Below are 22,449 nucleotides of genomic sequence, written 5' to 3'. Positions count from 1 at the left end.
GCGCCGATGACGAACTGCCCTTCCGCGCCGATGTTCCACACGTTGGAGCGAAAGCACACGGCCAGCCCCAGCGCAATCAGCAGCAGCGGCGTGGCCTTCATGGTGAGTTCGGCCAGGGCGTAGCCGGACTTGACCGGCTCCCAGAAGAATGCCATCAACCCGCGCACCGGATCCTTGCCAAGCAGCGCGAACAGGCACACGCCGATCACCACCGTGATGGCCAGCGCCAGGATCGGCGAGCCATAGGTCCAGCAGCGGGAAGGCTGGGGACGTTGCTCAAGCTTGAACATGGGCGCCTCCCGCTTTTGCCGGACTGCCGTCCCACAGGCCGCTCATCCATTCGCCGATCTGCTGCACGGTCGCATCCTCGCGCTGGATCGAGGGCGAGAGCTGCCCCTTGGCCACCACGTGGAGGCGATCACATATTTCAAACAATTCGTCCAACTCCTCGCTGAGCACCAGCACGGCGCAGCCGGCGTCGCGCAGCTTCAGTATCTCGCCATGGATCTGCGCCGCCGCTCCCACGTCCACGCCCCAGGTGGGCTGGGAGATGATCAGCAGGCTGGGCTGCGCATCGATCTCGCGCCCCACGATGAATTTCTGCAGATTGCCGCCCGAGAGCGACTGCGCGGCCGCGCCCGGCCCGCCAGCCTTCACGTTGAAGCGCGAAATAATGTCGCGCGCCTGATGCTGAAGCCGCCCCATGCGGATCCAGCCGCCCTTGCCCAGGGCCGTCTTGCGCGTGAGCAGCAGGTTGTGCGCAAGGCTCATGCTCGGCACGGCGCCGCGCCCCAGGCGCTCTTCCGGCACGAAGTGCAGGCCCAGCGCCCGGCGGCGGCCCGGCCCCATGCGGCCCGCATCCTGCCCGGAGACCTGGATCATCGCCGGCGCCGCGCGCGTATCCTCGCCCGACAGCGCGTACAGCAGTTCGCGCTGGCCATTGCCCGACACACCGGCAATACCCACCACCTCGCCTTCACGCACCTGGAAATCGATGCCCGCCAGATCGACGCCGAACTGATCCAGCCTGGGCAGGCTGAGCCGGTTCACCTTCAACACCACCGGCCCGGCGTTGGATGCGCGATGCTCCAGCCCCGGCGGCTCCGAGCCGATCATCATGCGCGAGAGCGATGCATTGGTTTCCCGCGAGGGATCGCACACGCCCGTCACCACGCCGGCGCGCAGCACCGTGCAAGCCGTGCACAGCGCGCGGATCTCGTGCAGCTTGTGGCTGATATAGAGGATCGAGCACCCCTCGGAAGCCAGCCTGCGCAGCACCACGAACAGCTTCTCGACCGCCTGCGGCGTGAGCACCGAAGTGGGCTCGTCGAGGATCAGCACCCTCGGGCGCGTGAGAAGCGCGCGGATGATCTCCACGCGCTGCATTTCGCCCACCGACAGCGTATGCACCGGACGGTGCGGATCGACCTCCAGGCCGTACTCCCTCGCGGTGGACTCCACCTTGGCGACGACATCCGCCAGCGCGATGCTCTTGTCCAGCCCCAGCCAGACGTTCTCCGCCACGGTGAGCGTATCGAACAGGCTGAAATGCTGGAACACCATGGCGATGCCAAGCTGGCGCGCCTCCTGGGGGTTGCGGATCTGCACCGGCTTGCCGTCGATGACGATGCCGCCCTCATCCGGCTTGACCGCACCATAGATGATCTTCATGAGCGTGGACTTGCCCGCTCCGTTTTCGCCCAGAATGGCGTGGACCTCTCCCGGAAGAACCGTGAGCGATACCGAATTATTTGCAACAACGGACGGGTATCGCTTGGTTATACCGTTCAGCTGCAAACGCGGCGCTGGTGACGGCGAAAAATTCTGATCGGAAAAAGTCATGCGCGAGATTGTCTCTTAGTTGTCGATGGTTGGCGGCGAAACAGGCATTCCCCGCCCGCCGCGCATCGGCGATCCACCAGGGCTGCCCTTGCCTGGACCGGCCCGTGGGCAACATGCGCGAATCGCGCATGCGCCGATGCGATGGACTGCGGGTGCGAACCTCCTAATATGTTCGAAGCGAATCCGCCACGCCGCGCACGCATTGGCGCAGCCAGACGGCCGCCGCCGAGTGATGGGAACGGGAATGCCAAAGCTGGTAATAGTTCAGCGGCTGGAATTCGATCGGGCAAGGCAGCACCACCACGGGCAGGCGCTGCACATACCGCTGGCAGAACTGCCGCCCCGTGGTCAGCACTAGCAAGCTCGATGCCACGATATCGGGAATGAGGCTGAAATGCGCGCAGCGCGCGGCCACGTTGCGCGTGAGTCCCATCTCGTCGAGCTGCAGGTCGATCACGCCCTTCGCGCCGGGAAAGGTCGGGGTCGGCGCGATATGCTCGGCGGCCAGCCATTCGTCGCGATCCCATCCACGGCGCACCACCGGATGGTCGCGCGCAACCAGGCAGACCACCTCATCGGAGAAAAGCCTGCCCAGGTGCAGGTCCTCCGGCGGCTTGGGCCAGTTGGCGATCACCAGATCGACCTCGCCCTGCGCCAGATGCGCCTGGTAGTGGACATCCGGCGACAGCGGAAGCACCTCGATGGGGCACAGGGGCGCCTCGGCCTTGATGCGCGCCACAAGACGGGGCAGGAACAGCGGATCGAGATAGTCGTTGGCCATCACGCGAAAAGTGCGCGTGGCGGTGTGCGGATCGAAACCGCGCGCATCAGAGAAAAGCGCTTCGGCCGAGCGCAGGATGCGCGCGGCGGGCTCCACCATGCGCAGCGCCGTATCCGTGGGCAGCATGTTGCCCCCGGAGCGCACCAGCAGCGGATCGCCCGAGAGGTCGCGCAGCCGCTTGAGCGCAGCCGACACCGCCGGCTGGTGCATGCCCAGCTTGATCGCCGCCTTCGATACGCTTCTTTCAACAAGCACGGTATGCAACACCCTGATGAGATGGAGGTCTATCTTGTCGAAAAGGTACTGTTCTCTCATACGCGGAGCTGCATTCAGGCCATATGTGTTGGCTTATATTGTTCAAACCGGAGCGAAAACCCGCCCCCGCCACGCAAGTGGCAGCAAGCAAGATGCGAGCCCGTGCGGCGCAAGCGTCATACGCCTTGCCCGAGAGCCAGCCCGCGGTCGCGCGAGGGCGTTCATAGTGTTGCAGACATCCGCGGTATATCGCCATTCATATATATACCGAGTCGTTCCGCACTTACCCTTACCGCATGGAAGCCTCCACACCGATCACAGGACCGATCCGCCCATGAGCACCACCCGCCCCCTGCGCTTCATCCGTCGCGGAAAGACCGTGACGCTCAACGGCATAGCGCCTGACCGCACCCTGCTCGAAGTGCTGCGTGAAGACATGAACTGCACCGGCACCAAGGAAGGCTGCGCAGAAGGCGACTGCGGCGCCTGCACCGTCGTGCTGGGCTCGGAGCGCGACGGCGCCGTGCGCTACCAGACCATCAACAGCTGCATCCGCCTTGCGCACTCCATCGACGCCATGGCGCTGTGGACGGTGGAGGATCTGGCGAACGATCCGCTGATCCAGCCCGAGGACAGGAACGCCAGCCCCAGCCTGCACCCCGTCCAGCAGGCCATGGTCGACTGCCACGGCTCGCAATGCGGGTTCTGCACGCCGGGCTTCGTGATGAGCATGTTCGGCATGTACCAGAACCATGTCTGCAAGGGCGAAGCCGTCACGCGCGAGCTGGCGGTCGAGGAACTCTCCGGCAACCTGTGCCGCTGCACCGGTTACCGGCCGATATTCGATGCGGCGCAATCCATGGCCGGCCTGCCGCGCATGCGCGTTAATGAGCATGAGCTGCTCCGGCAGCTCGCCGCGCTGAAGGCCGGGCAGTCCAGCGCCCCTGAACCCTCCTCGCCCTACATGGCTCCAGAATCACTGGAGGCGCTGCTGCAGGCGCGCGCCGCGCACCCGCAGGCGCTCGTGGTGGCAGGCACGACGGATGTCGGCTTGTGGATCACCAAGATGCACAGGCAATATGCGCAGATCCTCGACGTCACCCGCGCCAAGGAGCTGCGCGAGGTGACGGTCTCGGCATCGGGCATCAGCATCGGCGCGGCCGTGCGCCTGACGGACGCATTCCACGCGCTGGAGCGGCAGTGGCCTCAGCTCCACCGCTTCGCCGCGCGCTTCGCGGGCATGCCTGTGCGCAACTCCGGAACGCTGGGCGGCAACGTCGCCAACGGCTCGCCGATCGGCGACTCCATGCCGCTGCTGATCGCGCTGGGCGCCAGCATCACGCTTGCGAGCGTGCGCGGCGAACGCCATCTGCCGCTGGAGGACTTCTACACCGGCTACCGGAAGAACCTGCTGGCGGCGGATGAGCTGTTGACGGCCATCCACCTGCCGCTGCCCGCCGCCGGGCAGAAACTGGCCGCCTACAAGGTGTCCAAACGCTTCGACGACGATATCTCCGCAGTGTGCCTGGTGCTCAATCTGCAGATCGAGGGCGGCATCGTCCGGCAGGCGCGCATCGGCGCGGGCGGGGTGTCGGCAACACCGGCCCGCGCGGTGAAGACGGAGGCGGCGCTCATCGGCCAGCCATGGACGCAGTCCCTGGCGATCGAGGCCGGCAAGGAGCTGCAGTCCGAATTCGACCCGATCTCCGACATGCGCGCCAGCAGCGCATATCGCAAGGAAGTGCTTGGCGCGCTGCTGCGGCGCTTCTGGCTGGAGACTTCGGGCGACGACCGCTCCCGTGTCACCCTGGGCACACTGCACCCACTGGAGGTGTTGGCATGAACACACGCGACAACCCGCTGGACGCTCCGTGCGAAGACACCCTCGCCGCCGCGCCCGCAAGCCCCTCCTCCGGCACACCCATGGATGCGCCCCGGCCCGCAATCGGCACATCCCACGCCCATGAAAGCGCGCGAGCCCAGGTGGCCGGCGCCGTGGACTATATCGACGACATCGCGGAAATCAAGGGCACGCTGTATGCCGCGCCGATTCTCTCCAACGTGGCGCACGGCAAGCTCCACGGCGTGGACGCCAGCGCCGCGCTCGCCATGCCGGGCGTGTGCGACGTGGTGTTCTCAGGCGATGTTCCCGGCGACAGGATCCTCGCCGCGTTCGCGCACGACGAACCCGTGTTCGCCACCGACACCGTGCAGTTTGCGGGACAGGTCATCGGCCTGGTAATCGCCGAATCGGTGATGCAGGCGCGCCGCGCGGCCAGGGCTGTGAAGCTGGACATCACGCCGCTGCCCGCCATTCTTTCGGTGCGCGATGCGCTCGACGCCGAAAGCTACGTGCTGCCGCCGGTCCACGTGCGCCGTGGAGATGCCTCGGCCGCACTGGCGCGGGCCGCGCACCGGCTGCAGGGCCATTTTGAGGTGGGCGGACAGGAGCACTTCTATCTCGAAGGCCAGATCGCCTATGCGCTGCCGCTTGAACAGAACCAATGGTGGATCTACTCCAGCACGCAGCATCCCGGCGAAGTGCAGCACTGGGTGGCGCATGCGCTGGGCATCGAAAACAACGCCGTGCGCGTGGAATGCAGGCGCATGGGCGGCGGCTTCGGCGGCAAGGAAACCCAGGCGGGGCACCTCGCCGTCTGGGCCGCCGTCGCGGCGAACAAGACCGGCAGGCCGGTCAAGCTGCGCCTGGACCGCGACGACGATTTCATGGTCACCGGAAAGCGGCACCCGTTCGAATATGAATACGACGTCGGCTTCGACGGCACCGGCCGGATCACCGGGCTGAAGCTGCAGCTGGCGGCCAACTGCGGCTTCAGCGCCGATCTCTCCGGCCCGGTGGCCGACCGCGCCGTCTTCCACAGCGACAACGCCTACTTTCTGGAGGACGTGGACATCGCCTCCTTCCGCTGCAAGCTCAACACCCAGAGCCACACCGCGTTCCGCGGCTTCGGCGGCCCGCAGGGGGTGATCGCGATCGAGGCCATTCTGGGCGACATCGCGCGCGCGCTGGGCATGGACGCGCTGGACGTGCGCATGCGCAACCTCTACGGAATCAACGAGCGCAACGTCACCCACTACCAGATGAAGGTGGAGGACAACATCCTGCACGAGCTTTTGCCCGCGCTGGAGCAATCATCCAACTACCGCATGCGCAGGCAGGCCATTGCGCGCTGGAACGCGGGCAGCGCGGTGATCAAGCGCGGACTCGCCATCACGCCGGTGAAGTTCGGCATCAGCTTTACCGCGACGCTGTTCAACCAGGCCGGCGCGCTCGTCAACGTCTATACCGACGGCAGCGTGCAGGTGAATCACGGTGGCACGGAAATGGGCCAGGGGCTGCACACCAAGGTGGCGCAGATCGTGGCCGATGAGCTGGGCGTGCCGTTCGAGCGCGTGATCGTCACCGCCAGCGACACCAGCAAGGTGCCCAACGCAAGCGCCACGGCCGCATCGAGCGGCACCGACCTGAATGGCCGCGCGGCCCAGTTCGCGGCGCGCAATATCCGCGACAACATCGCCTCGTACGTCTGCGGGCTGGACGCGGTCGGCGCGGGCGCGGTGCGGTTTGCCGGCGGCAAGGTCATCACGCCCAAGCGCACCCGCGACTGGAACGACGTGGTCAAGGAAGCCTATGCCAACCGCATCCAGCTGTGGAGCGACGGCTTCTACCGCACGCCCAAGATCCACTACGACAAGACCACGCTCACCGGCCGCCCGTTCTACTACTTCGCCTACGGCGCGGCCTGCAGCGAGGTGGCGATCGACACGCTGACGGGCGAGTCCCGCGTGCTCGCCGTGGACATGCTTCACGACGTGGGCCGGAGCATCAACCCGGCCATCGACATCGGCCAGATCGAGGGCGGCTTCGTGCAGGGCATGGGCTGGCTCACCACCGAGCAACTGGTATGGAACAAGGAGGGCGTGCTTGGCACCCACGCGCCGAGCACGTACAAGATCCCCGCCACCGGCGACATTCCCCGGCACCTGAACATAGCGCTGTGGCCCGAAGCCAACCGCGAAGACAACGTCGGCGGCAGCAAGGCCGTTGGCGAGCCGCCCTTCATGCTGGCCATCAGCGTGTACGAAGCGTTGCGCGACGCCATCGCGGCCGCCACGGCGAACACCGGCGAGCCCGTGACGCTCACCGCCCCCGCGACCGCCGAAAACGTGCTTCGCTCCATCAGGCGGCTGGACTGAGCCGCATGCGCCTCGAGGGATGCGCTCCCACGGGGCCCAAGGGCAGGCACGGGATCAAGCCGCGGCCTTGTCCGTCATCTCCCGGATCATGGCGCGGTTGCGCCCTGCCCGCTTGGCGTAATAGCAGGCCATGTCGGCCGCTCGCAGCCAGGGCGTGACGTCCTCCAGATCGGCGGGGGCCACAACGATCCCGATGCTGACCGTGGTGTTCGAGAGCTCGCCTTCATAGCTGAACTCCCACGCTTCGACCGACGCGCGGATATGCTCGGCCACCATCTCCGCCCGGGCCACGGTGCAGTCCGGCAGCACCACGGCAAACTCGTCGCCGCCCAGCCGCGCGGCCCAGCCCACATGGCGCACCAGTTCTTCCAGCATGCTCGAGAACTGCTTGAGCAGCAGGTCTCCGGCTTCATGCCCCAGCCGGTCGTTCACCAGGGTGAAGTGGTCAAGATCGATGAACAGCAGCGCAACGCCGCTGCCTGGCGAGAGCTGTTCGGCTCTGGTGAGCTCCGCATTGCGCACAAGCTGCGCCTTCAGGCGCTCCAGGAACGCGGAGCGGTTGGGCAGATTGGTCAGCGCGTCGCGCGAGCTGCCATGGCGCTCGTCATGGGCCGCGGCCACATCCTCCAGCACCCACACCGCCGCCATGGCGGACGGCAGGTCAAAAGCCATGCGGCCCAGCACGCGCGCCCACAGCAGACTGCCATCCTTGCGCCGCAGGGCGAACTCACCCTCGTAGCCGCGCCGCGTGGCAGCGCCCTCGCGTATCTGCCGCTCCAGTTCGCCGAACTTTCCCTCATCGACGAACAGGCATTTCACGGAGCGTCCCTCCAGTTCAGCCCTGGAGTAGCCCAGCATCAGGCTGGCCTGCTGGCTGAGGAACTCCAGCACGTCGTTGCGCGTGATCACGATGCCTACGGGCGCCTGCTCCAGGATGCCCTGAAGCTGAAGCCGTGAAAACTCCGCCTGATGGCCACTGTGCAGTTGCTGCGCTTCCAGGTGATCGAGCGCGCCGGTCAGCATGTCGGGCTCCTCGGAAGTCTCAGGCCGGCTTTCCGGCGTGCCTTGCGACAGCAAAATGGCTTGCGCCCGCCGATGCAATCTCGTCAACGGCAGGGCCACCCAGGCCATGATCAGCATCGCCAGCAATCCGAAGGTCAGCACGCACGCCGCGGCGATCCACAATTTGCGGTGCTGCGCGCCATACAGGGCCAGCAGCGCGCGTGTATCCGTCACCCGGGCCACCCACCATTGCGGCATGGGAACGCCAGCCATGCTGACCAGGCGATCATCGATGGTTGCGGTCTCGCCTCGTCCCGTCGAGATCGGCGTGCGCTCTTCGCGCCATCGCGCATACGCCTCGCCAAGCCCCGGCTCGCTCGCAACGTTGCCCATGACACGTTCCAGTTCGGGGTGCGAGAGAATGACGCCGTCGGAGGTGAAGACGATCAGCCGGGAATCATCGCGCCCCGGCAGACCCAGTGAATGCGGAAGCAGCCCTTGCGATTGCAGCCGCAGCACACCGCCCACGACGCCGCTCACCTTGCCATCGTCGGCAACAATGGGCAGCGTGAACATGATCCGCGCCAGGCCGGCCACAGAACCCAGCACACCCGACACCTGGGGCTTGCCCTTCACCATGGTGCGCAACAGAATATCGCGCTCTTCGGCATCCAGGCTGGCCGCGGGCTCCATCTTCCCGTTCTGGAGATTGAGAATCAGCCGGCCATCCGCACGGGCAATTTCCACGGCATCAAAGAAACGCAGCGCCGGAAGCCCTTGCTGGAGCATCCATTCCAGCAGCGACGGGGATTGCAGCATCTGCGGCGTAATGCCTTCGGCCACCGTGCCGAGCACCTTCTGGCTCTGCTCGATCTTGCTGGCGAGCAGACGAGCCACCAGTTCAACCTCATCCGTCTGTTGCCGCACGAGCCGACTGCTCAGTTCCTCCGCCGACGCCCTGGAAACCACCCATGCGGCCAGCCAACCGGCCAGCAGCACGCAGATCAGGGCGATCAGCATCATGCGCCGCACCAGCGGGCCCGGCATATTCAACTCGGACATGACTGAGCCATCCGGTCCGGAATCCGAAACCTCGTCTTCGATGGGCGCATCAATAGTCATGTCGGCGGGGATTACCTTTGCCTGGCAATCGTCAATATCGAATGGGGACGTGTTGGATGACCAACGCCTGACTGTCTCAATCAGGCACTCGCCATGTCGTCGGGAATATACGTTTGCCCTGTCACATGGTGGTTGGGATTAATACCTGAATCAGCGAAATCCCTTATGGAGTGTAAAAACACACCCGGTGTTTTCCCTGAATTCCAGGAAGCCACCATCAATATGCCCAGGAAAATCCGCATTAATCGAAGGGATATATACCAACATGCCTGCCAATGGGGCTCCCATGCACCCGTTCAGCGCACCGATGCACGAAAGAGAGCCTCGATGCCGGCAGAAAATCCACACGGCAGCCACGACTCAGTCATACGGGATTCACCAGCAGCAAGGGCATGAGGCAGCCGTCACGATCCGGTTGGTTGGGAATTTGCGGCCAGAATGAAGCAATGCCGCACGGTTCAGCCGCTCCCCCAGGTGAGCGCCCGATGAGCCGCAAGGCGTTTCGAGCGGCGGTATCAGCGCAGCGGCTGAAAGAAAAAAGCGCGTCGGGCAGAAAACCCGACGCGCCAACTTCCAACCTTGAAGAAAAAAATTTGCCAATGAGGCCGACTGCCGCAGCCGCCCCGTTGCCCGCTGATCAGCAACGCGCCACGTTCTGCAGCGCGGTCGGCTGGGGAAGGCTCAATACATTGCCCGTGCCTGAAATCAACCCATGCTCACGCAAATGGCGGAGAACCCGTGAAAAGGTCTCGGGCGCAATCCCCAGTTGCGCAGCAATCAGCCGTTTGCGCTGCTGCAGCGTGACTTGCAGGCTGCCGTCTTCAGCTGGAGCCGCATTGCGAAGCAGCCACTGGGCGCAGCGGGCCTCAGCGTCCTGCGCGAGCCGGCTGACCGCCAGTTCGGTCTGCTGAAAATATCCTGCGGCCATGTCACGCACGAGGGTCTGCGTTTCCTTGCTGAGGCCTGCATAGGCCTGCCGGAACTCGGCCAAGCTGATGCGGCGCAGGCTGACCTGGGTGTCAGCCACTATATCCAGCGGATAGGACTGATCCATGAGTACGGGCGCGGCGTCCAGCCAGACGGGCCCTTCCACCATGCCGAGCTGGTGGCGCAGTTGGCCGGACTCCAGGAGTCCGAAGAGAACCCGCCCGCTGTCCAGATAGATCACGCTGTCAGGGCGCTGCGAGCGTTCGCGCAGCACACGTCCAGCTTGGACGATTTCAGGCAGGTTAGCAGAATGGAAGGAGGACAGAGGGACCATAGGGCATTACTTTGACGCCCAAGCCCGCCCTCTACATTGAGACATATCAAAACACCTGTTCCGAGCTGCGGGGGATTGCCCGGGGTTCTGCTTGTAGCGAAACAAACAACACTTATTAAGAAAAATCAAAAAAAAGCTGGCGGCACGTTGTTTGCTTTTCGACAATTTACCCTCAGACACAAATTCGTCATCCATTACGGATTCCGTCCGTGGGCCCAACATCCGCTCCCCATGTGGCGGTTTACTTTTTCAGAAGGAGAATTCATGAAAAAAACCATGCTGGCCATCGCGGCCACACTTGTTTGCACCACTAGCGCATTTGCCCAGAGCAGCGTGCAGATTTCCGGCATCAGCGACATTTTCGTTGGCTCCATGAAGGCGGCTGGCGACGATGGCCGCACCAATGTGGTGAACAGTGGCGGCCTGACCACTTCATGGTTCGGGTTTTCCGGGTCGGAAGACCTGGGCGGCGGGCTGAAGGCGAACTTCCAACTGACCTCGTTCCTGCAGACGGACGACGGCACGCAGGGCCGCTTCACGGGCGATACCTTCTTCTCGCGCGATGCCAACGTCAGCCTGTCCGGCGGATTCGGCTCGGTGCTGCTCGGCCGCTGGATGGCGCCGAACTTCCTTCCCTCGGTCGTGGCCAACCCGCTGGGCGATTCGTTTGTGTTCTCGCCGTTGATCCTGCACATGAACGTGCCTCTGTTCAACCGGACAGGGTGGCAGTCGACCACTCCCTCCGACACCGGCTGGAGCAACCAGTTGGTCTACAGCACTCCGGACATCGGCGGTTTCAAGGCCAACCTGCAATACCAGTTTGGCGAACAGTCCGGCGACAACAAGAACAAGAAGAACGTCGGCGCGAACTTTTTCTATTTCGGCGGCCCGTTGACGGTCACCGGTTTCTACGAGCGCGCGCAGATCAGCAACCCTGGCGCTGGCTCCTACCTCGGCACGACCAAGACCGCCTGGATGCTGGGCGGCGCCTACGACTTCAAGATGGTCAAGCCCTATCTGTCCTACGGCCAGTCCGAGGCCGACGACACCGACGTGAAGGCCAAGACGCTGCAGGTGGGCGCGTCCGTTCCGCTGGGTGCGGGATCGGTGATCGGCTCGTGGGCCCAGACCAAGCTGTCGGGCGTCGACCTGAACCGCAAAACGCTGACCGTGGGCTACGACTACAACCTGTCCAAGCGCACGGATGTGTACGCCATGGTGATGAACGACAAGATCACCAGCTACAACTCCGGCACCAGCTTCGGCGTCGGCATCCGCCATCGTTTCTGACCGGCGCCGCCGCTGCCTCCGCGCCCGTTCGGGCGCAATGCGAAAAGGCCCCCACGCTCCCCCGCTGCGCGCGGTCCGCAGCCCCCAAGGGGGAACTTTTTGTCTTGGGGCGGCCCGGCAACAAAAAAGGAAGCGCGTCCCGAAAGGGCGCGCTTCATGCCTTCCGGCTGATGGCCAAGGAGGAGGATGAAAGACTGCGGACTGCAGCTCAGAGCACCACGATGGCGCGGAAGTCGTTGACGTTGGTGTTCGTGGGGCCGGTCACGAGCAGGTCGCCGATGGCCTCGAAATATCCATAGGCGTCATTGCGCCCAAGGGCATCAGCCACCTTGCGGCCCGCCGATTCCGCACGCGCCAGGGTATCGGGCGCGACGAACGCGCCGGCGTTGTCCTCGACACCGTCGATTCCGTCGGTATCCGCCGCCAGCGCCCACACGTCGGCCTGCGACTGCAGCGCCTGCGCCAGACCGAGGCAGAACTCCCCGGCGCGGCCACCCCGGCCCCTGGGCGTGCCAGCGGGCAGGCTGCGGATGGTCACGGTCGTCTCGCCACCGCTGAGAATCACGCAGGGCCTGGCAAATGGCGCGCCGCGCCTGGCCACCGCCCGTGCCAGGGCCGCATGCACGCGGCCCACCTCGCGCGACTCCCCTTCCATCTCGTCGCTGAGAACGACTGCCTGCACTCCCGCCGCGCGCGCGGCCTGCGCCGCGGCCTCCAGCGATTGCTGCGGCGTTGCGATCATGTGCACCTCATGCCCTGCGAAAACCGGATTGTCGGGTTTGGGGGTTTCAAGGCCGCCTTGCTCCAGCCGGGCAAGCACTTGCCGTGGAACCGGGATGCCGTAGCGCCGAAGAATGTCCAGCGCATCGGCGCACGTGGTGGTGTCCGGCACCGTGGGGCCGCTGGCGATGACCGCGGGATCGTCGCCCGGCACGTCGCTGATGGTCAGCGTCACGACCCGGGCAGGCGCGCAGGCTGCCGCCAGGCGCCCGCCCTTGACGCGCGAGAGATGCTTGCGCACGCAGTTCATCTCCGCAATGTTGGCGCCGCTCTCCAGCAACGCCTTGTTGATCGCCTGCTTGTCCGCGAGCGTCAGCCCGGCCGCTGGCAGGCTCAGCAGCGCCGAACCGCCGCCGGAGATCAGGCAGAGCACCAGATCGTCCTTCGTCAGTCCCTGCACCAGCTCCAGGATGCGTTCGGCGGCCTGCATGCCCGCCGCATCGGGCACCGGGTGCGCGGCCTCCACCACGTCGATGCGCTGCCTGAGCCCCGGTGGACGCTCGGGGATATGGCCGTAGCGCGTCACCACCAGGCCGGATATGGGCGCATCATCGGGCCAGAGCGCCTCCACGGCTTGCGACATGGCCGCGCCCGCCTTGCCCGCGCCGATCACGATGGTCCGGCCTTTCGGCGGCTCGGGCAGACAGGCCTTCAACGTATGCAGCGGCTGCGCGCTGCGCACAGCGACGGCATAGAGCGACAGCAAGAAGCCGCGAGGATCGCGCCGGAAGTCCGGCATGGCGGCCTGTGCGGCGGAGTCGAGGGAGACGGGCGAGGCTTGGGAAGACATGCGCGAATTGTACGAAGCGATCGCGCCGCCTCATCCATGCTTCACCATGTCGCTCGCCACTTTCCACGGCTCGCAATCCGGATTGCGTAGACTTGCAGCATCCGCAATCGAGCAAGGAGACGGGCCATGCCCCATTTCGTAGACACGTCGCCGGCGGGCGAGTGCATTTTCTGCCGGCTGGCGGCGCGCGAGATTCCCTCCGCCATCGTGCATGAGGACGACCTGACCATCGCCTTCATGGACATCGGCCAGGTCAATCCCGGCCATGTGCTGGTGGCCACCAGGCGCCACGCCGACAACCTCCTGGAACTGACCGACGCCGAAGCCGCCGCGGTCATGCAAACCGCCCGCCACATCGCGCTCGCGGCGCAAAAGGCCTTCCCGTCCGCCGGGCTGACGCTGTTGCAGGCCAACGGCGCGGAAGGCGGCCAGACCGTCAGGCACTTTCACATGCATGTCGTGCCGCGCCACGCGAATGACGGCATCGAGCTGACGTGGCCGCGCAAGGAGCCGGGCGCTGCCGTTCTTGCCGACTACGCGCTGAAGCTGAAGTCCGCGCTCGCCCTGCCTCCCGCGCCTTCAAAAGACTGAACCGGCGAAGGAAGGCGTGCACGCCTTCAAGGCTGCCGCGCTGATGGACAATCGGCGCATGACCGATTTTTCTCTCCTGCCCTGCGTTGCGATCGCCGGGCCCACGGCCTCCGGCAAGACCGCGGCGGCGCTGGCGCTGGCCGCGCGGCTTGCGCCCCGGATGCCCGTGGAGATCATCAGCGTGGACTCGGCGCTGGTGTATCGCACCATGGATATCGGCACGGCCAAGCCCACCGCGGACGAGCTCGCGCGGGTGCCGCATCACCTGATCGACATTCTCGACCCGCTGCAAAGCTACAGCGCCGCGGAATTCGTGGCCGATGCCCATCGGCTGATGACCGGAATCCATGCGCGCGGCGCGTTCCCTGTCCTGGTGGGCGGCACCATGCTCTACTTCAAGGCGCTGATCGAGGGCATCGACGAGATGCCCCCGGCCAACGCTGAAGTGCGCGCCAGGCTGGACGCGCAGGCCGCCGAGATCGGCTGGCCGGCCATGCACGCCGAGCTTGCCAGGGTCGATGCCGTCACCGCCGCCCGGCTCGCGCCCGGCGACAGCCAGCGCATCCAGCGCGCGCTCGAAGTCTGGCTGGTCTCCGGAAAACCGCTGTCGGCGCACCACTCCCGCCAAGCGGCGAAAAACCATTCGAGCCCGCTTGCGGCAGACGCGCTTTTCTCGCTGGAGCCGCAGGATCGCGCATGGCTGCACCAACGTATCGCACAGCGGTTTCAAACCATGCTCGACAGCGGTTTCCTCGAAGAGGCCAAGCGCCTTCGCGCGCGCGGCGACCTGAATCCCGAACTGCCGTCGATGCGCTGCGTAGGCTACCGGCAGGCGTGGGAAACACTGGACGGACTGCATCCCCTGTCCACGCTGGCCGAGCGCGGCGTGGCGGCCACGCGCCAACTGGCCAAACGCCAGATCACCTGGCTGCGCGGCATGCCCGAGCGGCAGATAGTCGCCTGCGACCAGCCCGGCGCCTGCGACCGGCTGGTGGACGCCATCATCGGGCACATGCAGGCGTCGAGGGTCCTGCCTTGAGCGCCGCTGCAAGCGCCGCGCCCCCTGTGCTGACGCAGCTGCGCGGAGTGGGCAGGCATTACGGGAACGCCACGGTCTTTCGCGACGTGGACATGGACGTGCGCGCCGGAGAATTCATCGCCGTGGTGGGCGAGTCCGGCGTCGGCAAATCCACGCTGCTCAATTGCATGGCCGGGCTGGACCACTGGGACTGCGGCAGCATCGTCCACAACGGCGCCGATCTGGCCGGCATGGACGACAGGGCCCGCGCGATCTGGCGGCGCGGCCATGTGGGGTTCGTGTTCCAGGCATTCCACGTGCTGCCGCATCTGGATGTCGCGCAGAACGTGGTGCTGCCGCTGTTGCTGCTTGGCAGGAACGACTCCGCGACGGTGCAGTCCATGCTCCAGTCGGTAGGGCTTGCGGACATGGGAGCGCGACTGCCGCAGGAGCTCTCTGGCGGACAACTGCAGCGCGTGGCGATTGCGCGCGCCCTGATCCATCGCCCGGCGCTGCTGCTGGCCGACGAGCCCACCGGCAATCTCGACCCCGAAACGGCCGCGCGCATCATGGATCTGCTGATTGCGCAGACGCGCGAGCATGGCGCGGCGCTGGTGCTGGTCACGCATTCCGAACACGCCGCCGCCCGCGCGGACCGCATGCTGCGGCTCACCGCCCAGGGCATGCGCGAACATGCTTCCGGCCGGAGCGCGGCGGCTTCATGATCCGCGCCCTGCTCCTCACGGTTTCATGGCAGGGCATCCGCCATCATCCGTGGCGCACTCTGGCGGCGGTGGCGGCGGTCATGCTGGGCGTGGCCCTGGGGCTGTCGGTGCAGCTGATCAACGCCTCGGCGCTCAGCGAGTTCTCACGCGCCGTGCGCACGGTGCAAGGCCAGCCCGACCTCGAAGTAAGCGCCGCCCACGGCACACTGCCGCAATCGCTCTACCGCCTTGTGGCCAACCGGCCCGGCATCGCCGCCGCACTGCCCTGGCTGGAGATTTCCGTGCTCGCCGGTGTGCAGGGGCAGACCCGGCCGCCTGTCGCTTTACGCGTGCTCGGCACCGACACGCTCAGCGTGGCCGCGGTCGCCCCGGCCCTGATGCCGCGCGTCGCCAAGGGCGCGGACCGGCTCTCCATCCTCGCTCCGGACACGCTGTTCCTGAACGCCGCCGCCATGAAGGCGCTGAACCTGGATGAGCCCGACCTGCTGAAAACGCACCTGAACCTCCAGACGGGCGCCCTGCGGCAGATCGTCCAGCCCGCCGGCACCATCGCCGCGCCAGGAGCGCCGGCCGCCGTCATGGACATCGGCGCCGCACAGGATCTTTTCACTCGCTCCGGCGAACTCACGCGCATCGATCTGCAACTGCAAGAAGGCGCGGACGTGGCCGGTGTGCGCGATGAACTGCAGTCCCTGCCCGGCTGGCCGCGCGGCGCGATCATCAGTGTTCCGTGCGATACCGCCGAGCGCGTGGACAACCTCTCGCGCGCCTACCGCGTGAACTTGACCGTGCTGGCGCTGGTCGCGCTTTTCACCGGCGCATTCCTGGTCTATTCGGTGCTGGCGCTGAGCGTATCGCAGCGCGCGGCCCAGCTCGCCCTGCTGGGCGTGCTGGGAGTCACGCCACGGCAAAGGCAGGCGCTGGTGCTGGCGGAAGCCGGCCTCATCGGCATCGCTGGCAGCGCCCTGGGCCTGGCATTGGGAGCGGCGCTTGCCGCCCTGGCCCTGCGCCTTCTGGGCGGCGATCTGGGCGGGGGATATTTCTCCGGCATGCAGCCGCAGTTGCAGTGGAGCACCGCCACGGCGAGCCTCTACGGATTGCTGGGCGTGGGCGCAGCGCTGGCCGGCGGCTGGTGGCCCGCCCGGCACGCGCAAAGCCTGCCGCCCGCGCAGACCCTCAAGGGGCTTGGCACGATCACGCGCGCGCCCAGCAAGCCCTGGCGTGGGCTCGCGCTGCTGATCGCAAGCGCTGGCCTGGCCATGATGCCGCCGGTTCATGGCATTCCGCTTGCGGCCTACGGCGCGGTTGGCCTCCTGCTGATCGGCGGCATCGCCTTGCTGCCGTGGATGGTGCAACTGCTGCTGCAGGCGGCATTGCCTTTCGCGCACCGAAATGCCTTGCCGCTGCTGGCCATCGAGCGCGCGCACCGCATGCGCGGCGCGGCCTCGGTCGCCGTGGGCGGCGTGGTCGCCAGCCTGAGCCTGGCGGTCGCGCTTACCGTCATGGTGAGCAGTTTCCGCACATCGGTCAGCCAGTGGCTGGAAACCGTCGTGCCCGCTCCTTTGTATGTCCGCGCCGCCGGTTTGCAGCCCGGCGACGACGCGGCGATTTTCTCCGCTGAACTGACCGCCGCCATCACGCAGTTGGACGGCGTTGAACGGCTGCAGGCGCAGCGCACGAGCAGCCTTCGCCTCAGCGCCACGCAGGCCCCCGTCACCCTGCTCGCCCGGCCGCTTGGCGGCCATGCCGAGCGGATGCTGCCGCTGGTAGGCACGCCGCTCCAGGCGCCGCCGGGAACCATCCCCATCCACATCAGCGAGGCCGTTCAGGCGCTGTACGGCGTCAGGCCCGCGGACGGCTGGCCCGCGCTTGCGGGCGCATTGCAACCGGATGCGCCCGAGCAATCGCAACAGCCCTTGCGCTTTTTCGTCGCCGGAGTCTGGCGCGACTACATCCGCCAGTTCGGCGCCATCGCCATCGACAGCGCCGACTATGCCCGCATCACCGGCGATGCCCGCTCCAGCGAGCTCGCCATCTGGCCGCATTCGGACGCCGACATCCCCGCGCTGCGCCGACGCATCAACGCGCTGATGCCCGGCGCGGCGCTCGAATTCACCACCTCGGGAGCCATCCGCGCGCGCTCGCTGGCCATCTTCGACCGCACATTCGCCGTCACGTACTGGCTGCAGATCGTCGCCATCGGCATCGGACTCTTCGGCGTGGCCGCGAGCTTCAGCGCGCAAGTGCTCGCGCGCCGCAAGGAGTTCGGGCTGCTCGCGCACCTGGGATTCACCCGCGCTCAGATACTGGGCGTGGTCGCCGCCGAAGGGGCCGCCTGGACCTGCGTGGGCGCCGCCGCCGGAACGCTGCTGGGCATCGCCGTCTCCGCCGTGCTCATCCACGTGGTCAACCCGCAGAGCTTTCACTGGACGATGGATCTGATGCTCCCCCTGCCCCGCCTGGCCTTGCTGGCCCTGGCGCTCGTCGTTTCTGGCACGTTCACCGCCTGGATGGCGGGACGCGCCGCGGCGGGAAGGTCTGCGATACTCGCCGTCAAGGAAGATTGGTGAGCGCATCCACCAACACACTGATCACATCGATGACCGACAAGACCACCGCAACCACACCCGGCAACTGGCTGTACCAGGCCATCGACCGCATCGAAGCCGACTACCAGCGCAGCGCCGACACGCATTTGATACCGCTGCCCCTGCCGGTATTTTCCGGGCATGGCATCGATCTGTACCTGAAGGATGAGTCCACCCATCCCAGCGGGAGCCTCAAGCATCGGCTGGCGCGCTCGCTGTTCCTGTATGCGCTGTGCAATGGCTGGATCAGCGAGGGCTCGACCGTGGTCGAGGCATCCAGCGGATCGACCGCCGTGAGCGAAGCCTACTTCGCGCGGCTGCTGGGCCTGCCCTTCGTCGCGGTGATGCCGCGCTCCACCTCCGCGGAGAAGATCGCCCTGATCGAGTTCTACGGCGGCCGCTGCCACTTTGTCGACAAGGCCGGCGAGGTGTACGACGCCGCACGCGAGGTGGCGCGGCAGACGGGCGGCCACTACATGGATCAGTTCACCTATGCCGAACGCGCGACCGACTGGCGCGGCAACAACAACATCGCCGAGAGCATGTTCACGCAGATGCAGCGCGAGCGCCATGCCATACCGGCCTGGATCGTGGTCGGAGCGGGCACTGGCGGCACCAGCGCGACCATCGGCCGGTACGTCCGCTTCCAGCGCCACGCCACGCGGCTGTGCGTGGCCGATCCGGCGGGCTCCGTATTCGCCCGATACCATCGCACGGGCGATGCGTCGCTGACCGCGCCCGGCTCGCGCATCGAAGGCATCGGCCGCCCGCGCGTGGAGCCCAGCTTCATCCGCACGCTGGTCGATCGCATGGAGGAAGTGGCGGACGCCGAATCGATTGCCGCAATGCGCGCGCTCTCGGACATGCTGGGCAGGCGCGTCGGCCCATCCACCGGCACCAATTTCGTGGCCATGCTGCGGCTGGCGTGCGAGATGCGCGCGGCCGGAACCAGCGGCTCGATTCTCTCGCTGCTGTGCGATTCCGGCGAGCGCTATCTGCCCACTTATTTCAACGACCAATGGGTGGCGGACTGCATGGGCGAGTGCGGCCCGGCCAGCGCGAGCATCCGCGCCCTGACGGCATGACGCGATGATGTCCAAGGGCCTCGCGCTGAGCCGGCGCGACTGGATGGCGTTCGCCGCGCGGGCGCTGGGCACGGCCGCCCTGCCAGCGTGGCCCGCCGCGCAGGCTCTTCCCCAGCGCGTTCTGGAGTTTCCGCGCGACCACGGCAGCCATCCCCGGATGCAGACCGAGTGGTGGTACGTCACGGGGCATGCCCGCCCTGAATCCGGCAGCCACGCGCAAAGCCGGGAGCCCCGGTTCGGATTCCAGGTCACCTTCTTTCGTTCACGCGTGGCGGCAACGCAGCAGATGCGCTCCGAATTTGCCGCGCGGCAGCTCATCTTCGCGCACGCCGCCGTGACCGATCTGCATGCCGGTGTGCAATACCACGAACAGCGCATCGCCCGCGCCGGATTCGGGATCGCACAAGCGTCCGAGGAGGACTGCGACATCCATCTGCGCGACTGGTCGCTGCGGCGCGCAACGCCGCCCGCCGTACCGCGCGCGGCCACGCATGGCGCATTCGAGACGCTCATCGAGTCGCGTGATTTCCAGCTCGCGCTGACGCTGTCCGCCACCCAGCCCCTGCTCCTGCAGGGCAGCGACGGACTCTCGCGCAAGGGCCCTCAGGAGGATCAGGCCAGCTACTACTACAGCGTTCCGCAACTGGTGGTGAGCGGCTCGCTGTCGATCAAGGGAGTGCGCCACCGCATCGCTCCCGCGCGAGACGATCCGCGCGTCAACCGCGCATGGATGGATCACGAATGGAGCGAGGCACTGATGCATCCCGACGCCGTGGGCTGGGACTGGATCGGGATGAACCTGTTCGACGGCAGCGCGCTCACAGCATTCCGGTTGCGGCGCGCCGACGGCGGCACGCTCTGGGCTGGCGGCTCGATGCGCGCGCCCGATGCGCGGCATCCGCGCATTTTTTCCCGTGGCGAGGTGGAGTTCACGCCGGGCCGGCAATGGGCCAGTCCGCGCAGCAATGCAAGCTATCCCGTCGAATGGCTGGTGACCACGCCTGCCGGGCGGTTCAGCGTTCGCGCCCTGCTGGACGATCAGGAGCTCGACGGAACAAGCTCCACGGGCACCGTTTACTGGGAAGGGATCAGTGAACTCAAGGACGCGAGCGGCAGTGCCGTCGGCCGTGGCTACCTGGAAATGACGGGCTACGCCGGAGGCATCCGGCTGAACTAGCAATCGCGCTCCATCATGAACGAGGCCCGCCGTTTTTCGACTGGCGGGCCTTGTCTTTCATGGTTCCTATCTGCGGGTCAGCGGGCACTCCCGCCTGCCGCAGGTGGCCGATGGCACCTCAATGCGGCTTGCCGGACGAGCGGCGGCGCTCCAGCCACGCGATCAGCTCACCCATGAGACCACGGCGGAAGGCCAGCACGCACACGACGAAGATCAGGCCGGTCACGATGGTCACCGATTCACCCAGCGTGTTGAACCAATCCACGCTCGTCAGGTGCGCGAGGAAGTTGCCGAAATCACCGATCTTGTTCTCCAGCATCACCACCACGGCGGAGCCGAGCAGCGGGCCGGACAGGGTGCCGAGCCCGCCCACCAGCGTCATCAGCACGACGTGGCCGGAGGCGCTCCAGTGCACGTCGGAGAGGGTGGCGAAGCCGAGCACCAGCGTCTTGAGCGAGCCGGCAAGACCGGCGATGGCCGCCGAGATCACGAACGCCAGCAGCTTGAAGCGATTGGTGTCGTAGCCCAGCGAGATCGCGCGCGGTTCGTTCTCCTTGATGCCCTTGAGCACCTGCCCGAATGGCGAGTGGATCGTGCGCACGATCACCAGGAACGCGGCCACCACCACGACCAGGCAGACGTAGTACATGGTCAGGTCGCTTTGCAGATCGAGCAGGCCGAACAGCTTGCCGCGCGGCACGCCCTGCAGCCCATCCTCGCCGCCCGTGAAGGGCAGTTGCAGGCAGGCGAAGAACAGCATCTGCGCCAGGGCCAGCGTGATCATGGTCGCATAGATGCCCTGGCGGCGGATCGCGAAAAAGCCCATGACGAGGCCAAGCAGCGCGCCCGTCAACGTACCGAGGATCAGGCCGACCTCGGGAGTGAAGCCCCAGACCTTGATGGACTGGCCGGTGATGTAGGCCGCGCCACCCAGGAATGCGGCATGGCCGAACGACAGCAGCCCTGTGTAGCCGAGCAGCAGGTTGAAGGCGGAAGCGAACAATGCAAAGCACATCAGCTTCATGACGAACACCGGATAGGCGCCGGCGAACGGGGCAATGATCAGGCCCAGCAGCAGGAGACCGTAGCCGATCGGAGCAAATTTCTTCGTATTCATTTGTGATGGCCCCGCTTATTTCTCTTTGCCGAACAGGCCGGCGGGGCGGATGAGCAGAACGATGGCCATGATGACGAACACCACGGTGGACGAGGCTTCGGGATAGAACACCTTGGTGAGTCCTTCGATCACACCCAGGCCCAGCCCCGTGAGGATGGAGCCCATGATGGAGCCCATCCCGCCGATCACCACCACCGCGAACACCACGATGATGAGGTTCTGCCCCATGAGCGGGGTCACCTGATAGACCGGAGCGGCCAGCACGCCGGCAAAGGCGGCCAGCGCCGCGCCGAATGCATACGTCAGCGTGATCATCACCGGCACGTTGACGCCGAAGGCCTCCACCAGCCGCGGGTTCTCCGTGCCCGCGCGCAGGTAGGCGCCCAGCTTGGTCTTCTCGATCACGAACCATGTCGCCAGGCACACTGCGAGGGAAGCCACAACCACCCAGGCGCGGTAGTTGGGCAGCATCATGAAGCCGAGATTGGTCGCGCCTTCCAGCAGTTCAGGCGTGTCGTAGCCCAGGCCGGACACACCGTAGATGGAGCGGAACACGCCCTCGATGATCAGCGTGAGGCCCAGGGTGAGCAGCAGGCCGTAGAGGTGGTCGAGCTTGTAGATCCAGCGCAGCATGGTGCGCTCGATCACGATGCCCACGACCCCTACGATCAGCGGCGAGACGATCAGCATCACCCAGTAGTTGACGCCGAAATAGTTCATGGCCATCCAGGTGAGCAGCGCCCCGAGCATGAACAGCGCGCCGTGCGCGAAGTTGATCACGTTGAGCAGGCCGAAGATCACGGCCAG

At 66.2% G+C, this 22,449-nt stretch carries 17 protein-coding genes; 9 read left to right on the top strand and 8 right to left on the bottom strand.

Going from position 1 to position 22,449, the window contains the following annotated elements; genetic code table 11:
• From ABWP92_RS08610 to ABWP92_RS08600, 3 genes are all read right to left on the bottom strand, one after another.
• A partial coding sequence (locus tag ABWP92_RS08610; protein WP_502907487.1) for an ABC transporter permease subunit occupies window positions 1–290 on the bottom strand: 290 nt, incomplete at its 3' end.
• Window positions 277–1,842, bottom strand: a complete 1,566-nt coding sequence (locus ABWP92_RS08605) for an ABC transporter ATP-binding protein (protein WP_353234962.1) — start codon at window positions 1,840–1,842, stop codon at window positions 277–279. The genes ABWP92_RS08605 and ABWP92_RS08610, both read right to left, overlap by 14 nt.
• A 163-nt stretch (window positions 1,843–2,005) precedes the next feature.
• Entirely contained in the window at window positions 2,006–2,938 is a 933-nt protein-coding gene (locus ABWP92_RS08600) for a LysR family transcriptional regulator (protein WP_353234961.1), read from the bottom strand.
• A gap of 274 nt (window positions 2,939–3,212) precedes the next feature.
• On the opposite strand from ABWP92_RS08600, the gene xdhA reads away from it, so the two are divergent.
• The gene (gene xdhA, locus ABWP92_RS08595) at window positions 3,213–4,721 is read left to right on the top strand and encodes a xanthine dehydrogenase small subunit (protein WP_353234960.1); all 1,509 of its coding nucleotides are present in this window, start codon (window positions 3,213–3,215) and stop codon (window positions 4,719–4,721) included.
• Between the two features lie 80 nt (window positions 4,722–4,801).
• Complete coding sequence (xdhB, locus tag ABWP92_RS08590; RefSeq protein WP_353234965.1) at window positions 4,802–7,096, top strand: xanthine dehydrogenase molybdopterin binding subunit; 2,295 nt, start codon at window positions 4,802–4,804, stop codon at window positions 7,094–7,096.
• A 54-nt stretch (window positions 7,097–7,150) separates the two neighbouring features.
• Here xdhB and ABWP92_RS08585 read toward each other — a convergent pair whose 3' ends face one another.
• Together ABWP92_RS08585 and ABWP92_RS08580 are read right to left on the bottom strand one after the other, a co-directional pair.
• A complete protein-coding gene (locus ABWP92_RS08585; RefSeq protein ID WP_353234959.1) occupies window positions 7,151–9,160 on the bottom strand; it encodes a sensor domain-containing diguanylate cyclase in 2,010 nt (669 codons plus the stop codon).
• A 697-nt stretch (window positions 9,161–9,857) separates the two neighbouring features.
• Window positions 9,858–10,481, bottom strand: coding sequence for a Crp/Fnr family transcriptional regulator (locus ABWP92_RS08580; protein WP_353234958.1), 624 nt, complete (start codon window positions 10,479–10,481; stop codon window positions 9,858–9,860).
• Between the two features lie 264 nt (window positions 10,482–10,745).
• On the opposite strand from ABWP92_RS08580, the gene ABWP92_RS08575 reads away from it, so the two are divergent.
• Complete coding sequence (locus ABWP92_RS08575) at window positions 10,746–11,771, top strand: porin (RefSeq protein ID WP_353234957.1); 1,026 nt, start codon at window positions 10,746–10,748, stop codon at window positions 11,769–11,771.
• A 208-nt stretch (window positions 11,772–11,979) separates the two neighbouring features.
• Here the strand turns inward: ABWP92_RS08575 and ABWP92_RS08570 are convergent, their stop codons facing one another.
• On the bottom strand, window positions 11,980–13,290 hold the full coding sequence (locus ABWP92_RS08570) for a glycerate kinase type-2 family protein (protein ID WP_353234964.1): 1,311 nt from the start codon (window positions 13,288–13,290) through the stop codon (window positions 11,980–11,982).
• Between the two features lie 177 nt (window positions 13,291–13,467).
• Here ABWP92_RS08570 and ABWP92_RS08565 point away from each other — a divergent pair, with 177 nt between their 5' ends.
• Genes ABWP92_RS08565 through ABWP92_RS08540 form a run of 6 tightly spaced genes read left to right on the top strand, consistent with a single transcriptional unit; the run spans window position 13,468 to window position 20,525 of the window.
• A complete protein-coding gene (locus ABWP92_RS08565) occupies window positions 13,468–13,932 on the top strand; it encodes an HIT family protein (RefSeq protein ID WP_353234956.1) in 465 nt (154 codons plus the stop codon).
• 58 nt (window positions 13,933–13,990) lie between these two features.
• Complete coding sequence (gene miaA, locus ABWP92_RS08560; protein WP_353234955.1) at window positions 13,991–14,971, top strand: tRNA (adenosine(37)-N6)-dimethylallyltransferase MiaA; 981 nt, start codon at window positions 13,991–13,993, stop codon at window positions 14,969–14,971.
• A 26-nt stretch (window positions 14,972–14,997) separates the two neighbouring features.
• Window positions 14,998–15,675: an ABC transporter ATP-binding protein gene (locus ABWP92_RS08555; RefSeq protein WP_502907488.1), complete on the top strand. Its 678-nt coding sequence runs from the start codon at window positions 14,998–15,000 to the stop codon at window positions 15,673–15,675.
• Window positions 15,672–18,245, top strand: coding sequence for an ABC transporter permease (locus ABWP92_RS08550; protein WP_353234953.1), 2,574 nt, complete (start codon window positions 15,672–15,674; stop codon window positions 18,243–18,245). The genes ABWP92_RS08555 and ABWP92_RS08550 overlap by 4 nt, the downstream gene beginning before the upstream one ends.
• Before the next feature lie 29 nt (window positions 18,246–18,274).
• Window positions 18,275–19,348, top strand: a complete 1,074-nt coding sequence (locus tag ABWP92_RS08545; protein ID WP_353234963.1) for a PLP-dependent cysteine synthase family protein — start codon at window positions 18,275–18,277, stop codon at window positions 19,346–19,348.
• A 4-nt stretch (window positions 19,349–19,352) separates the two neighbouring features.
• Window positions 19,353–20,525 (top strand): lipocalin-like domain-containing protein, encoded by a 1,173-nt coding sequence (locus ABWP92_RS08540; protein ID WP_353234952.1) that lies wholly within the window; start codon window positions 19,353–19,355, stop codon window positions 20,523–20,525.
• Between the two features lie 118 nt (window positions 20,526–20,643).
• Here the strand turns inward: ABWP92_RS08540 and ABWP92_RS08535 are convergent, their stop codons facing one another.
• Both ABWP92_RS08535 and ABWP92_RS08530 read right to left on the bottom strand, forming a co-directional pair.
• A complete protein-coding gene (locus tag ABWP92_RS08535; RefSeq protein ID WP_353234951.1) occupies window positions 20,644–21,642 on the bottom strand; it encodes a branched-chain amino acid ABC transporter permease in 999 nt (332 codons plus the stop codon).
• A 15-nt stretch (window positions 21,643–21,657) separates the two neighbouring features.
• On the bottom strand, window positions 21,658–22,449 hold a 792-nt coding region (locus tag ABWP92_RS08530), incomplete at its 5' end, for a branched-chain amino acid ABC transporter permease (RefSeq protein ID WP_353234950.1).

This window comes from Diaphorobacter ruginosibacter (assembly GCF_040396215.1).
Classification (GTDB): Bacteria; Pseudomonadota; Gammaproteobacteria; order Burkholderiales; family Burkholderiaceae_C; genus Diaphorobacter_A; species Diaphorobacter_A ruginosibacter_A.
This window is presented reverse-complemented; position numbering and strand designations above follow the sequence as displayed.

Bases quoted from the DNA above. Each gene is read 5' to 3' on its own strand.
- ABWP92_RS08605 (WP_353234962.1), bottom strand. From the start codon at position 1,842: ATGACTTTTTCCGATCAGAATTTTTCGCCGTCACCAGCGCCGCGTTTG.
- ABWP92_RS08600 (WP_353234961.1), bottom strand. From the start codon at position 2,938: ATGAGAGAACAGTACCTTTTCGACAAGATAGACCTCCATCTCATCAGG.
- xdhA (WP_353234960.1), top strand. From the start codon at position 3,213: ATGAGCACCACCCGCCCCCTGCGCTTCATCCGTCGCGGAAAGACCGTG.
- xdhB (WP_353234965.1), top strand. From the start codon at position 4,802: ATGGATGCGCCCCGGCCCGCAATCGGCACATCCCACGCCCATGAAAGC.
- ABWP92_RS08585 (WP_353234959.1), bottom strand. From the start codon at position 9,160: ATGTCCGAGTTGAATATGCCGGGCCCGCTGGTGCGGCGCATGATGCTG.
- ABWP92_RS08580 (WP_353234958.1), bottom strand. From the start codon at position 10,481: ATGGTCCCTCTGTCCTCCTTCCATTCTGCTAACCTGCCTGAAATCGTC.
- ABWP92_RS08575 (WP_353234957.1), top strand. From the start codon at position 10,746: ATGAAAAAAACCATGCTGGCCATCGCGGCCACACTTGTTTGCACCACT.
- ABWP92_RS08570 (WP_353234964.1), bottom strand. From the start codon at position 13,290: ATGCCGGACTTCCGGCGCGATCCTCGCGGCTTCTTGCTGTCGCTCTAT.
- ABWP92_RS08565 (WP_353234956.1), top strand. From the start codon at position 13,468: ATGCCCCATTTCGTAGACACGTCGCCGGCGGGCGAGTGCATTTTCTGC.
- miaA (WP_353234955.1), top strand. From the start codon at position 13,991: ATGACCGATTTTTCTCTCCTGCCCTGCGTTGCGATCGCCGGGCCCACG.
- ABWP92_RS08550 (WP_353234953.1), top strand. From the start codon at position 15,672: ATGATCCGCGCCCTGCTCCTCACGGTTTCATGGCAGGGCATCCGCCAT.
- ABWP92_RS08545 (WP_353234963.1), top strand. From the start codon at position 18,275: ATGACCGACAAGACCACCGCAACCACACCCGGCAACTGGCTGTACCAG.
- ABWP92_RS08540 (WP_353234952.1), top strand. From the start codon at position 19,353: ATGATGTCCAAGGGCCTCGCGCTGAGCCGGCGCGACTGGATGGCGTTC.
- ABWP92_RS08535 (WP_353234951.1), bottom strand. From the start codon at position 21,642: ATGAATACGAAGAAATTTGCTCCGATCGGCTACGGTCTCCTGCTGCTG.